This window comes from Mycobacterium hainanense (assembly GCF_041890355.1).
In the GTDB taxonomy this organism is placed as follows: Bacteria; Actinomycetota; Actinomycetes; order Mycobacteriales; family Mycobacteriaceae; genus Mycobacterium; species Mycobacterium hainanense.
Genome location: NZ_CP169059.1, coordinates 2,945,407 through 2,958,478, shown reverse-complemented (window position 1 = coordinate 2,958,478; position 13,072 = coordinate 2,945,407). Strand labels below are relative to the sequence as shown.

Below are 13,072 nucleotides of genomic sequence, written 5' to 3'. Positions count from 1 at the left end.
CACTCTTCCGGGGCCGGCAGCGCCCCGGAAAGTCGGTCGGCGCAGGCTCCCGCCCGGTTGGCGGCACGGGCGTACACATTCACGACGGTAAGGGGTTCAGGGCTATGACTGCGGTAGTTGAAGCGCTACAGCCTGACGTTGAGGGTATTTCGCAACCTCGGGCGGTCGTGGTCGGCGTTATGGCCGGGGCGGGCGTACAAATCGGCGTCCTGCTGGACGCGAACGCCCCCGTCTCGGTGATGACCGAGCCGCTGCTGAAAGTGGTTAACAGCCGGCTCAGGGAACTTGGCGAGACCCCGCTCGAGGCCACGGGCCGCGGTAGGTGGTCGCTCTGCCTGGTTGACGGCACCCCGTTGCGGGCCACCCAGTCCCTGACCGAACAGGACGTCTACGACGGCGACCGACTGTGGATCCGGTTCATCCAGGACACCGAACACCGCTCGCAGGTAATCGAGCACATCTCGACCGCGGTGGCGGCGAATCTGAGCAAGCGCTTCGCCGCGATCGACCCGATCGCCGCGGTGCAGGTCGGCGCGTCGATGGTGGCGGCGGGGGTAACGGCAGCCTCGGCGTTGCTGCTTTGGTACCGATGGCACCACAACTCCTGGCTGCCCACGGCATACTCCGCGGTGATCGCCGCGGTGGTGCTGGGGGTCTCTTTGATGCTCCTGATGCGGGCGCGCACCGACCAGGATCGCCGTATCGCCGACATCATGCTGCTGAGCGGCCTGGCGCCCTTCACGGTCGCCGCGGCGGCGGCGCCGCCGGGCGGAGTGGGATCCCCCCACGCCGTCCTGGGCTTCGGCGTTCTCACCATCGCGGCGATGCTCGCCCTGCGTTTCACGGGTCGGCGGCTGGGGCTTTACACCGCCCTCATCACCGTCAGCCTCGTCACCGCGATCGCGGCCCTGGCGCGAATGGTCGCGATGACTGGCGCGGTGACGCTGCTGGCCAGCGTTGTGCTGGTGTCGGTGTTGGCCTACCACACCGCGCCCGCTCTCTCGCGACGGTTGGCGGGCATCCGTCTGCCCGTGTTTCCTTCGGCGACCAGTCGGTGGGTGTTCGAGGCCCGGCCGGACCTGCCCACCACGGTGGTCCGCTCCGACGGCGGCCCCCCGGTTCTCGAGGGCCCCGCGTCCGTGCGCGACGTATTGGTGCAGGCCGAACGCGCCCGCTCCTTCTTGACCGGCCTGCTAGTAGGGCTTGGCGTGTTGATGACCGTCTCGTTGGCCGCGTTGTCGGATCCGCACACTGGCCAACGCTGGCTGCCGCTCCTGTTGGCCGGCTTCAGCGCCGGGTTCCTCATGCTGCGCGGACGTTCTTACGTCGACCGCTGGCAGGCGATCACCCTGGCCGTCACCGCCGTCCTCATTGTTGGCGCGGTGGTCGTGCGGTACGCGCTCGTGTTGCAGTCGCCCCTGGCCGTGTCGATCAGTGCGGCGATCCTGGTTCTGCTGCCGGCGGCCGGCCTCACGTCCGCGGCGGTGGTGCCCAACACCATCTACAGCCCGCTGTTCCGCAAGTTCGTGGAATGGATCGAATACCTCTGCCTGATGCCGATCTTCCCGCTGGCATTTTGGTTGATGAATGTCTATGCAGCAATCCGCTACCGGTAATTCCAAGTTGTGGCGAGGGCGCGCATCCGCTGCGGCCCTCGCCGCAATCTTGCTCGCCTCAGGAGCCTTGGCCGGCTTGCCGCCCGCCTCGGCGATTTCGCCGCCGACGATCGATCCCGCTGCGGTGCCGCCTGACGGCCCGCCAGGGCCTCCGGCGCCGATGAAGCAGAATTCCTACTGCACCGAGGTGGGGGTGCTGCCCGGTACGGATTTCCGGTTGCAGCCGAAGTACATGGACATGCTGAACCTGCAGGAGGCATGGCAGTTCGGGCGCGGTGCCGGTGTGAAGGTGGCCGTCATCGACACCGGGGTGAGCCCGCACCCGAGGTTTCCGCACCTGATCCCCGGCGGGGACTACGTCATGGGCGGAGACGGACTGTCGGACTGCGATGCGCACGGCACGATCGTGGCCTCGATGATCGGCGCCGCGCCGGCCAACGGAGCGGGGGTGCCGCCGGCCGCGCCGCGACGTCCGGTCACCATCCCGACCACCGAACCGCCACCGAAAGCGCCGCCGCCCCAGACGGTGACGTTGTCGCCGTTGCCGCAGACGGTGACGATGGTTCCGCCTCCGCCTCAGGACCAGCAACAACAGCAGCAGCCGCCGGGACCGTTCGGGGCGCCGCCGCCGGCACCCGCGCCCGCCGGGCCACCGCCCGGACCGCCGCAAGGCCAGGCCCCGGCGGTCAGCCACGGCGGTGGCACGGTGACGATCCCGAGCTACACGGGTGGAAGTCACGTGGTCGGGGTTGACTACCCACGCCCGCTCGACCCGCCGCCACCGCCGGCGCCGTCGGCCGGCCCCGATGCGTTCAGCGGTGTCGCGCCCGACGTGGACCTCATCGCGATCCGCCAGTCCAGCCAGGCCTTCGGCCTCAAGGACGCCTACACCGGCGACGAGGACCCGCAGACGCGGGCGAAGATCGACGGCGTTCAGACGATGGCCCGGGCGATCGTGCACGCGGCCAACATGGGCGCGCAGGTCATCAACATCTCGGACGTCACCTGCATGAGCGCACGCAACATTGTCGACCAGCGCGCACTTGGCGCCGCGGTGCGCTACGCGGCGGTCGACAAGAACGCCGTCATCGTCGCGGCCGCGGGCGACACCAACAAGAAGGACTGCAAGCAGAACCCGGCGCATGACCCGTTGCAGCCCAACGATCCCCGCAACTGGAACTCCGTCACCACCGTCGTGACGCCGTCCTGGTTCAGCGACTACGTCCTGACCGTTGGGGCCGTCGACGAAGATGGCCGGCCGCAGACCGGCGGCCAGGGTCAGGGATCGACGAGTGTGGCCGGCCCGTGGGTGGGCATCGCCGCGCCGGGCACCGACGTCGTCGGGCTGTCCCCGCGCGACGACGGCGTCATCAACGCGATCGATGGACCGGACAACACGCTGCTGGTTCCGTCCGGCACCAGCTTCTCGGCCGCGATCGTGTCCGGCATCGCCGCGCTTGTCCGCGCCAAATTCCCGCAGCTGTCGGCATACCAGGTAATCAACCGGTTGACTCGCACCGCCCGCGCACCGGCGCGTGGCGTGGACAACCAGATCGGCCACGGCGTCGTCGACCCGGTCGCGGCACTGACGTGGGACGTACCCGAAGGACCGTTGACTCCGCCGCAGCAATTGTCAGCGCCGCTGAACATTCCGAAGCCGCCTCCGAACCGGGATATGGTGCCGGTGTGGGTGGCCGGCGGGGGCTTACTCGCGGCGTTACTGATCGGTGGGGGCGTGTTTGGTACGGCGATGCTGATGAAGCGATCGCGGAAGCAGCAATGAGGGCGGAGCAGTAACAGTCATGAAAGCTCAGCGCAAAATTGGGTTGGCGTTGTCGTGGCCGCGGGTGACCGCGGTGTTCCTGGTCGACGTCGCCATCCTGGTGGTGGCCAGCCACTGCCCGGAGTCCTGGCAGGGCACCTACCGCATCGCGTTCTGGGTGGGTGTCGGCCTCGCGGTGCTGGTCGCCCTGTTATCCCTGGTGACCTACCACGGCGTCACGGTGACCTCGGCGTTGGCCACCTGGTTGTGGGATTGGTCCGCGGACCCGGGGACCGCGCTGGGCGCCGGCTGCACACCGGTGGTCGACTACCAGCGCAGGTTCGGGCGCGACAAGGTCGGCGTGCGCGAGTACCAGGGCCAGCTGGTCTCGGTCATCGCGGTGAACGGCGGCGAAGACGACCCGTCGTCGCGCCACCGGCACCGGAATTCGCCGCCCACCCTGCTGGTGCAGGCGGTGGCTGATGGCTTGCGGCAGTTCGACATTCACCTCGATAACATCGACATCGTGTCGGTCAAGGTGCGCCGCGGCGGCAACGCCGCCGAGTTGTCGAAACTCGAGGATTGGGGCCCCGAGGAGTGGGAGGTGGCCAACGGAGAGCCCACGTCCTACGTCCGCCGTACTTGGCTGGTGTTGCGGATGAACCCGCAGCGCAACATCGCCGCGGTCGCGGTCCGCGATTCCCTGGCTTCCACTTTGGTGGCGGCCACCGAGCGGCTGGCCCAGGATCTCGACGGACTCACCTGCGCCGCAAAGCCGTTGACCGCCGATGAGATCACCGAGGTGGACCGCGCGGTGCTGGCCGACTTGGAGCCCACCTGGAGCCGGCCCGGCTGGCGCCACCTCAAGCACTTCAACGGTTTCACCACCAGCTTCTGGGTGACGCCCGCCGACATCACCACCGACACGCTCGACGAGTTGTGGCAGGCGGATACCGTCGCCACGGTGCTGACCGTCCGGCTCACCGCCCCCGCGGGCCGGCCGCAGGTGTCGGCCTGGGTGCGCTACCACTCCGAGAAGCGGCTACCCCGGGACGTCTCCGCCGGCCTCAACCGGCTTACCGGTCGCCAGTTGGCCGCGGTCCGCGCGAGCTTGCCCGCCCCCGCGACGCACGCCTCGCTTGTCGTGCCGAGCCGCGCCGTGCGTGACGACGACGAGCTAACGCTGTCGGTCGGTCAGTTGCGAGAGAGCCCGGCGGGCGTGCCTGTGGCGCAATGACGCGGCCCCAATCGACCGCTGAGGGCGCCCGCAACGCGATGGTCGCCGGCCTGTTGGCATCGGGGATATCGGTCAACGGGCTGCAACCCAGTCACAATCCGCAGGTTGCGTCGCAGATGTTCACGACGGCCAGCAACCTGGACCCCGGCATGTGTGACGCCTGGCTTGCGCGGCTGCTGGCGGGGGAGCGCAGCATCGAGGTGCTCGCCGGCGCGTGGGCGTCCATCCGGACGTTCGGGTGGGAGACCCGAAGGCTCGGGGTCACCGATCTGGAGTTCCGTCCCCAGGTTTCCGACGGGCTGTTCCTGCAGCTGGCCGTCACCAGCGCCGAGTCGTTGGCGTGTGCCTACGCGGCCGTTCTGGCCGAGGCCAAACGCTACGAGGAGGCGGCGGAACTGCTCGACAAGGTAGAGCCGCGTCAGCCCTTCGAGCAGGAACTGGTCGACTACGTGCGGGGCGTGTTGTATTTCCGCACCGGACGGTGGCCGGATGTGCTCAACCAGTTCCCCGAGGGCAAGGTCTGGCGTCAGCCGGAGCTGAAGGCCGCCGGCGCGGCGATGGCGACGACGGCGCTGGCATCGCTCGGCGTCTTCGAGGAGGCACTGCGACGCGGCCAGGACGCCGTGGAGGGTGACCGGGTGCCCGGCGCGGCCAACATTGCCCTCTACACGCAGGGCATGTGCCTGCGCCACCTGGGCCGCGAGGATGAGGCCGTCGAACTGCTGCGCCGGGTGTATTCGCGGGATCCGAAGTTCAGCCCGGCCCGGGAAGCGCTGGACAACCCGAACTACCGACTGGTTTTGACGGACCCGGAAACCATTGAGGCGCGGACGAATCCGTGGGATCCGGACAGCGCCCCGTCCCGCGCCGAGACGGAGGCCGCTCGCCACGCGGAGGAGGCCGCGAAGTACCTGGCCGAGGGTGACGCGGAGCTCAACGCGATGCTGGGCATGGAACGCGCCAAGCGGGAGATCAAGCTCATCAAGTCGACGACGAAGGTCAACCTGGCGCGCGCCAAAATGGGCCTGCCCGTGCCGGTGACATCGCGCCACACCCTCTTGTTGGGTCCGCCCGGGACCGGTAAGACGTCGGTGGCGCGGGCCTTCGCCAAGCAGCTGTGCGGCTTGACCGTGCTGCGCAAGCCGGTGGTGGTGGAAACCAGCCGGACCAAGCTGTTGGGTCGCTACATGGCCGACGCGGAGAAGAACACCGAGGAGATGCTCGAGGAGGCCCTCGGCGGGGCGGTCTTCTTCGACGAGATGCACACGCTGCACGAGAAGGGTTACCAGCAGGGCGACCCCTACGGCAACGCGATCATCAACACCTTGCTGCTGTACATGGAGAACCATCGCGACGAACTCGTCGTCTTCGGAGCGGGTTATGCGAAGGCGATGGAAAAGATGCTCGACGTGAATCAGGGTCTGCGCCGGCGGTTTTCGACCGTAATCGAGTTCTTCAGCTATACCCCGGACGAGCTGGTCGCGTTGACCCGGTTGATGGGCCAGGAGAACGAGGACGTCATCACCGAGGAAGCCGCCCACTCCCTATTGCCCTCCTACACCAGGTTTTATCTCGACGAGAGCTACTCCGAAGACGGCGACCTGATCCGCGGGATCGACACCCTGGGAAATGCCGGCTTCGTGCGCAACGTGGTGGAGAAGGCCCGCGATCACCGCAGTTTCCGCCTGGACGACGAGGACCTCGATGCGGTGCTGGCCAGCGACGTCACCGAGTTCAGCGAGCGTCAACTGCTGCGGTTCAAAGAGCTGACCCAAGAAGATCTCGCCGAGGGTCTGAGCGCCGCAGTCGCCGAGAACAAGTCGACGTAGTTCGAACCCGGTGCTTCTTCGCGCGAAGATTGCCATTGGCAACCTTCCAAACACGCGGCCGGCGTGCCCGCAAACCGGCGGCGAGCAGGGAAAACGACCTCCCAGGAAACTGTCAGCAGCTAATCAGCGGCGGCACAGCGCACTCGGCCTACTCTTCGTGTTGATGAACAGCAGGTGTACGGGATCTCAATTAACTATCAGTCCGGCGGCGTAAACGCGCACGACTCTTCCAGGTGATGTAGAGCAGGCCACCGCCCACGGGCAGAGGGTGCAAAGCGCCGGCAACAACATGGCACGCACCGACAGCGCCGTCGGTTCGAGCTAGACAATTGCGTCTGAGACAGAGGTAATCAGTTCGCATTGACACGCGAGCCGCGGTGCATAAAGCTACTGTTATTTGCGGTATCGAATGCAGAGATTGTTGCTGTCCGTCGATATGTCTCAGGAGGTCCACAACTTACCCATTATCGCCAAAAATTTAAGTGATTCCGCGAATTGAGCCGCGGCTCATTTCGCCAACTTGTATTTCATCTATCACGGTTCACATTCCCTTTGTGAGCCGTTGCTCTCTACTGCATATAACGCACTCACCTGTGTATATCCAATCGTGGTTATTAGCTGTCCCAGAAAGTTATCACAGGACTCAGCGGCGCCTTGTCATTCACTGTTTACATTCCGTATACGCGGCGGGAACGAGTACCGAATATTTTTCGCTCACGATGATCGTATATTGATTGAGCGGTGTTGGACTTGAGCCGGATGTCAATCTTGTCGGGGATATCAGCTAAGGGAGAGAATGGTCCGTTGTCTGCAGTATGCGAAATAAGCCCATGGCTTCTCTAGCCAATTTCATGTGTTTCCTTAGAACCGCGGCGCGGATGCGGCCGACGCAGCGAAGCCGCGCCTACCATGGCGGCCACTTGCGGGACCGGAGGTAGTCGATGCTGGATTTCGGAGCGCTTCCGCCGGAGATCAACTCGGGGCGGATGTATGTGGGTGCGGGCTCGGGCCCGCTGCTGGCCGCTGCGGCGGCGTGGGACGAATTGGCCGCGGAGTTGCAGGCCGCGGGCGCGTCGTATAACTCGACGGTCGAGGCGTTGGCGACGGGGCCATGGACGGGCCCGTCGTCGATCGCGATGGCCGCCGCCGCGGCGCCATACGTCGCATGGATCCACGCGACCGGGGCCCAGGCGGAAGAGGCCGGCGCCCAGGCCAAGCTGGCCGCCGGCGCCTATGAGGCGGCGTTCGCGGCCACCGTGCCGCCACCGGTCATCGCGGCCAATCGCGCCCTGCTCGCCGCCCTGATCGCGACCAACATCCTCGGCCAGAACACGCCTGCGATCGCCGCCACCGAAGCGCAGTACATGGAGATGTGGGCGCAGGACGCCGCCGCGATGTACGGCTACGCGGCCTCGTCGGCGACCGCGTCGCAACTGACACCCTTCGCCGAACCGCCCCGCACCACCAACGAGTCGGCCGGGCCGATGCAGGCGGCCGCCGTCACCCAGTCGAGCGCACAGTCGACCGGCAACACCGCGACGCAGCTGTCTTCGCTGAGCACGACGATGCAGTCCGCGGTGAATGCCGGCAACGCGGCGCCGAATGCCGGAACAACGGGGACTGGCCTGGGCACCGGAATCGGGCAGAACCTGGACTACTGGAACAACATCTGGTCGGTCCTGACGGGTCCTTATTCCCCCCAGTCATGGAGCAGCGTGCCGGGCGGTCCGTTCCTGTCGTTCGGTCAGGCGTACGCGTGGGGTCAGAACGGCCAGAGCGCCGCCGCCTACTTGTCCGGCCCCAAGGCCATCTCCGGCGCTCTCGCCCCCCTGACCAGTGGTCCGAGCGCGGTGAAGCCGATGCTCAGCTCCGCCGTGGGGCCGGTGTCGGGATCCATGGGGGAGGCGCGCGTGATCGGGAGCATGTCGGTGCCACAGGGCTGGACGCAAGCGGCTCCGGCGATCCGAACGATCGCCCAGGTGCTGCCCACCAACCTGGCCGCCGCCCCGGCCGCTCTGGCCGGCGAAGAGGGCGTCTTCAGTCAAATGGCCCTGTCCAGCTTGGCCGGGCGCGCGGTCGCCGCCAGCGCGACCCACTCCGTCGGTGGCACCGCCGCGGCCGCCGGCTCGCTGGGCGGCGCGGTCGCCGAGGCCGACCCCGCCGCGGCCACCATCATCGTGATCCCTTACATCGAGGAGTAGTACCGATGACCACCACGCACAGCCGTCCGGCACCCGCCCGAGTGAGGGGATAGCAATGTTTTACGGAGCCTTTCCGCCCGAGTTCAACTCGGGGCGGATGTACAGCGGTCCGGGAGTGGGTTCACTGGTGGCGGCGGCGACGGCCTGGGAGAACCTCGCCACCGAACTGCAGTCCACCGCCACCGCCTATTCGGGGGTGATCTCCAGCCTCACAACCGGGCCGTGGGTGGGTCCGTCATCGATCGCGATGGCCTCCGCGGCGTACCCCTACGTCGCCTGGATGCAGCAGACCGCCGCCCAGGCGCAGGAAGCCGCGAGCCAAGCGTCCGCGGCGGCCGCGGCCTACGAGACGGCGTTCGCCGCCCACGTGCCGCCACCGGTGATCGCGGAAAACCGCGCTCTTTTGGCACAACTGATGGCGACCAACCTCTTCGGGCAGAACACCGCGGCGATCGCCGCCACCGAGACCCAATACGGCGAGATGTGGGCCCAAGACGCTGTGGCCATGGACGCCTACGCCAGTTCGTCGGAGGCGGCCACCCGATTAACGCCGTTCGCCCAGCCGCCGCAGACCACCACCGGCACGGGCAACACGATGCAAGCGGCCGCGATGAGCCAGGCCGCGGGCACGTCGGCCGGCAGCGTGGGGTCGACCATCAATGCGGCCGCCACCTCGCTCACCGCGGGCCCGGGCAACCCGATCCTGGCATGGCTCTCGCAGCTCGCCACCCAATACAACACCGCCATCACCACCTTCTTGAAAGGCTTCGGCACCACGCCGGGCGGCACCCCGTTGATCACGGCGATGTACAACTCCATCAAGGTGCCGTTGGGGCTGACCACGCAATTCAACGACGTCGGGCTGCTGATCAACTTCCCGCTGTCGCAGTGGCTCAAATTCGCCCCGCCCATTACCTATGGGGCGTTGCCGAAGGATGCGCTGGGGGCCGGCCTCGGGGTGCTGGGCTTCGGCCGGGGGACGCTGTACGACGCGATCAGCCCGACGGCGGGCTTCGCGCGGGGCACTTTGGTGGGGCAGTTGACCGTTCCGCCCAGCTGGGCCTCGGCCACGCCGGCCATCAGGACAGTTGCCGCCGCATTGTCGGCCGCGGGACCCGAGGCCGTGCCCGCGGCCGCCCTGGGCGAGGGCGGCCTGTTCAGTTCGATGGGGATGGCGGGAATGCTGGGCAGCGCGCTGGGCGCAGGCGGACCGACCGTGGTCGGCGCCAGCGTGCGCAACCGGATGAAGCCGATCAAGGACCTCAAAGACAAGCAGTCGCCGGAACAACTGAAGCGTCTGGTTGCGCAGATATCGGAAAAGCCCGAAACCGTCCAGCACCACAACGTCGACCAGGAGGGGCTCGACGCCCTGCTCGAGCAGCTGGCCAAAAAGCCCGGCATCCACGCGGTGCACCTGAAGAAGGGAGACAAGTCCAAGGTTCTGCCCGCCGACGCCCAGTTGGGTTAAGCGGCAAGGCCTTTCGACATCTCGGTGTGGTCTGTCGATCGGCGTGCAACATCTCAAGTCCTCTTGCCGCCGCCATGAAAGAAGGTAGGTAATGAAACGGCTACTGGCGCCACTGGGCGCTTCCCTCGTAATCGGCCTGGCCGCACCGGCATACGCGGATCCGCCGCCGGTGCCGGACGGTGACGACGGCGCGTTTCTCTCCGCCCTGCATCAAGCCGGCTTCAGCTTCGCCAGCCCGGACGCGGCCGTCGGGGCGGGCCGGGCCGTGTGCTCGTGCCTGAACAATGGCGAGTCGGGCCTGGAGCTGGTCCACGACGTGAAGATGCACAACCCGGGGATGGACATGGAGATGGCTTCCAACTTCGCGATGATTTCCGCAAAGTACTACTGCCCGCACCATCTCAGCAAAGCCTGACCCGCGCCGGCCGGGTTGAGCTGAACGATAGGGCGATTCGGCCGTGATTCCGCGCTGCGCTCCACGTGCCGCCGTGACACAATCCTCGGCTATGAGGCTGCTGGTGGCGCTGATCGGCGTCTGGGCTGCGATCGGGCTCGCCGCGCCGGCCAACGCCGATCCGGATACCGGTGCCGTCGATCAGGCGAGCTTTCTCGCTTCGCTGCGGAGCGCGGGCATCACCTATAAGACGCCCGACGCAGCCGTCCAGTTCGCCAGGGCCGTGTGCGAGTCGATGAACAGCGGCGAGTACGGACCCCAAATGGTCAGCGAATTGCAGGCCCAGAACCCCGGACTGACCGCCGATCACGCGACGTCGTTCCTGGCGATCGCCGCGAAATACTATTGCCCTCAGAAGCTCAGCGCGCAATAGCGCGGCGCCCGTCGTGACCGCGACGCAACGCCAAGGGGCACCGGGGGTTTCGCGCGCGTTGCCGCATCGCATCCGATTCGATTAGGGTCCACCCGCTGTTTACCTGGGCCTGATTAGCTGCGGCTACCGCTGCGCGCCCGGGGCTGGAACGAGGGGGAAGGAGTGCCGATGGAAACGCTGAGCGTCGCCGACTTCGCGCTCCGGCTCGCCGTCGGGGTGGGCTGCGGAGCCCTGATCGGCCTGGAGCGGCAATGGCGGGCGCGCCGGGCCGGCCTGCGCACCAACGCGCTGGTGGCCGGCGGCGCGACGTTGTTCGTTCTGTACGCGGCGGCCACGACGGACACCAGCCCCACCAGGGTCGCCTCGTATGTGGTGTCCGGCATCGGATTCCTCGGCGGTGGCGTGATCCTGCGCGAAGGAGTCAACGTCCGCGGCCTCAACACCGCCGCGACCCTGTGGTGCTCCGCGGCGATCGGCGTGCTGGCCGCCTCCGGGCATCTGGTCTTCGCGCTGATCGGCACGGGGACCGTCATTGCCATTCACGTGTTCGGGCGCCCGCTGGGCCGCCTGATCGACCGCGACAACACGGGGGACGAAGACGAAAGCCTGCGGCCCTACCGGGTGCAGGTGGTCGCCCGCCCGAAGCACGAGAAGTACGCGCGCGCCCAGATCGTGCAGCACGCAAGCGGCAACGACATCACGCTGCGCGGGATCCACACCGCGCACGCCGACGACGACGAGGTCACTTTGACCGCTCACCTCCTCATGGACGGGGACGCGCCCGCCCGGCTGGAGCGGCTGGTGGCGGAGCTCTCCCTGCAACCGGGAGTCCGCGCGGTGCAGTGGTACGCCGGCGACGAAGCGCAGCCGGACCGCTAAGGACGGGACTGCAGCTCCGGTGCGGCCGCGGCCAGCAGGTCGGCGCGGTTGCCGGTCAGCGGCGGGTAGATCCGCCGGGTGTTGATGGTCCGCTTCGTGTCCTTGGCCCGCGCGCCGCTGGATACGACCACCCGGTCCCACCCTTCGGTATAGACCGCGCCCGCCGGACCGAGATCGAGAACCGTGACATACCAAGGGATTCGGAGGGGCAGCAGCGGTTCTCCGACCAGGTCGCCGATGACGTTGTATCCGGCATAGCGGCCCATGGGTCGGCCGTGTTGACACGACATCACCGAGAGGTGCTCGTCGTCCATGCGAGCGGCGGCGACGTCGCCCGCGGCGAAGATCCCGGGCATCCCGATGACGCGAAGATAGTCGTCGACGGGTACCCGCCCCAGGCCGTCGCGCGGAACCGGCAGTTGCTCGGTCAGCGGGCTGGCCCGCATGCCGGCACACCACACCACGGTGGCCGCCGCCAGGTACTCGCCCGAGGTGAGTGACACACCGCCCCCGTCGATGGCGTCGACACCCACCCCCGCGCGGGCTTCGACGCCGTTGGCGGACAGGGCCTCCGCGATCAGCGGCCGCGCCGAGGCGCCCATGTCCGAGCCGATGCGGCTGCGGTCCAGCAACACCACCCGGGGAGCGACGCCGCTCCCGGCGAACAGCCGCCGCAACCTGTCCGGCAGCTCGCAGGCCACTTCGATCCCGGTCAGCCCCGCCCCGACGACCACCACGGTGCCGGCCTCGGCCGTCGGCGAACCATTGGCGAGCCCGCGGAGGTGGTCCCGCAGCGCCAGCGCACCGTCATAGGTGTCGACGTCGAAGGCGAACTCCCGCAGGCCCGGTAGGTCGGGCTTGACCACGCGGCTGCCCGACGCCAGCACCAGCCGGTCGTACGGGTACGTCGCGCCGTCCAACGTGGCGACGGTGCGGGCGGCGGTGTCGATGCCGGTCACCTCTGCGGCTATATGTGTCACCCCGGCCGGGTCGAGCAGCTCGGTGAGCGGGATGCGGCAACGGGCCAGGTCGGCCTCGTAGTTGCGCACCCGGATGTCGTGGAAGGGTTGCGCGGACAACACGGTGACGTCGACCGTGCCCGCCGGAATGGCGAGCTCGTCGAGTCGGCGGGCAGCCCCGAGCGCCGCCCACAGTCCGGCGAACCCCGAGCCGATCACCACGACAGCGCTCAACGCTCGACACCTCACGTCGGTCGATCCTGTCACCACAGTGTGGGCCGCATGCCGGACCAA

10 protein-coding genes and 1 pseudogene are annotated in these 13,072 nt (G+C 67.7%); 10 read left to right on the top strand and 1 reads right to left on the bottom strand.

The genetic code is table 11. The features are described from left to right. The first annotated feature begins 104 nt into the window (after positions 1 to 104). The 10 genes and pseudogenes from eccD (at position 105) to ACEL92_RS13805 (ending at position 11,819) form a co-directional block, all read left to right on the top strand. Positions 105 to 1,616: a type VII secretion integral membrane protein EccD gene (gene eccD, locus ACEL92_RS13850; protein WP_374021319.1), complete on the top strand. Its 1,512-nt coding sequence runs from the start codon at positions 105 to 107 to the stop codon at positions 1,614 to 1,616. Beyond that, positions 1,594 to 3,399 carry a type VII secretion-associated serine protease mycosin gene (locus ACEL92_RS13845; protein ID WP_374021318.1) on the top strand — a complete coding sequence of 602 codons (1,806 nt, stop codon included), beginning with the start codon at positions 1,594 to 1,596 and terminating at the stop codon, positions 3,397 to 3,399. Before eccD ends, ACEL92_RS13845 begins: the two co-directional genes overlap by 23 nt. 19 nt (positions 3,400 to 3,418) lie before the next feature. Beyond that, positions 3,419 to 4,615 carry a type VII secretion protein EccE gene (eccE, locus tag ACEL92_RS13840; RefSeq protein WP_374021317.1) on the top strand — a complete coding sequence of 399 codons (1,197 nt, stop codon included), beginning with the start codon at positions 3,419 to 3,421 and terminating at the stop codon, positions 4,613 to 4,615. Next, positions 4,612 to 6,444: a type VII secretion AAA-ATPase EccA gene (eccA, locus tag ACEL92_RS13835; protein WP_374021316.1), complete on the top strand. Its 1,833-nt coding sequence runs from the start codon at positions 4,612 to 4,614 to the stop codon at positions 6,442 to 6,444. Before eccE ends, eccA begins: the two co-directional genes overlap by 4 nt. A gap of 241 nt (positions 6,445 to 6,685) precedes the next feature. Then, a pseudogene (locus ACEL92_RS13830) lies at positions 6,686 to 6,769 on the top strand (type VII secretion protein EsxI); the annotation flags it as partial. A gap of 616 nt (positions 6,770 to 7,385) precedes the next feature. Further along, a complete protein-coding gene (locus tag ACEL92_RS13825; protein WP_374021315.1) occupies positions 7,386 to 8,645 on the top strand; it encodes a PPE family protein in 1,260 nt (419 codons plus the stop codon). A 55-nt stretch (positions 8,646 to 8,700) separates the two neighbouring features. Then, positions 8,701 to 10,113 (top strand): PPE family protein, encoded by a 1,413-nt coding sequence (locus ACEL92_RS13820; RefSeq protein WP_374021314.1) that lies wholly within the window; start codon positions 8,701 to 8,703, stop codon positions 10,111 to 10,113. Positions 10,114 to 10,204: 91 nt separating this feature from the next. Next, positions 10,205 to 10,528: a DUF732 domain-containing protein gene (locus ACEL92_RS13815; RefSeq protein ID WP_374021313.1), complete on the top strand. Its 324-nt coding sequence runs from the start codon at positions 10,205 to 10,207 to the stop codon at positions 10,526 to 10,528. A gap of 91 nt (positions 10,529 to 10,619) precedes the next feature. Continuing rightward, entirely contained in the window at positions 10,620 to 10,940 is a 321-nt protein-coding gene (locus ACEL92_RS13810; RefSeq protein WP_374021312.1) for a DUF732 domain-containing protein, read from the top strand. A gap of 168 nt (positions 10,941 to 11,108) precedes the next feature. Next, positions 11,109 to 11,819 carry an MgtC/SapB family protein gene (locus tag ACEL92_RS13805; RefSeq protein WP_374021311.1) on the top strand — a complete coding sequence of 237 codons (711 nt, stop codon included), beginning with the start codon at positions 11,109 to 11,111 and terminating at the stop codon, positions 11,817 to 11,819. Here the strand turns inward: ACEL92_RS13805 and ACEL92_RS13800 are convergent. Further along, positions 11,816 to 13,012 carry an NAD(P)/FAD-dependent oxidoreductase gene (locus ACEL92_RS13800; protein ID WP_374021310.1) on the bottom strand — a complete coding sequence of 399 codons (1,197 nt, stop codon included), beginning with the start codon at positions 13,010 to 13,012 and terminating at the stop codon, positions 11,816 to 11,818. The genes ACEL92_RS13805 and ACEL92_RS13800 overlap by 4 nt on opposite strands. Between the last annotated feature and the right edge of the window lie 60 nt (positions 13,013 to 13,072).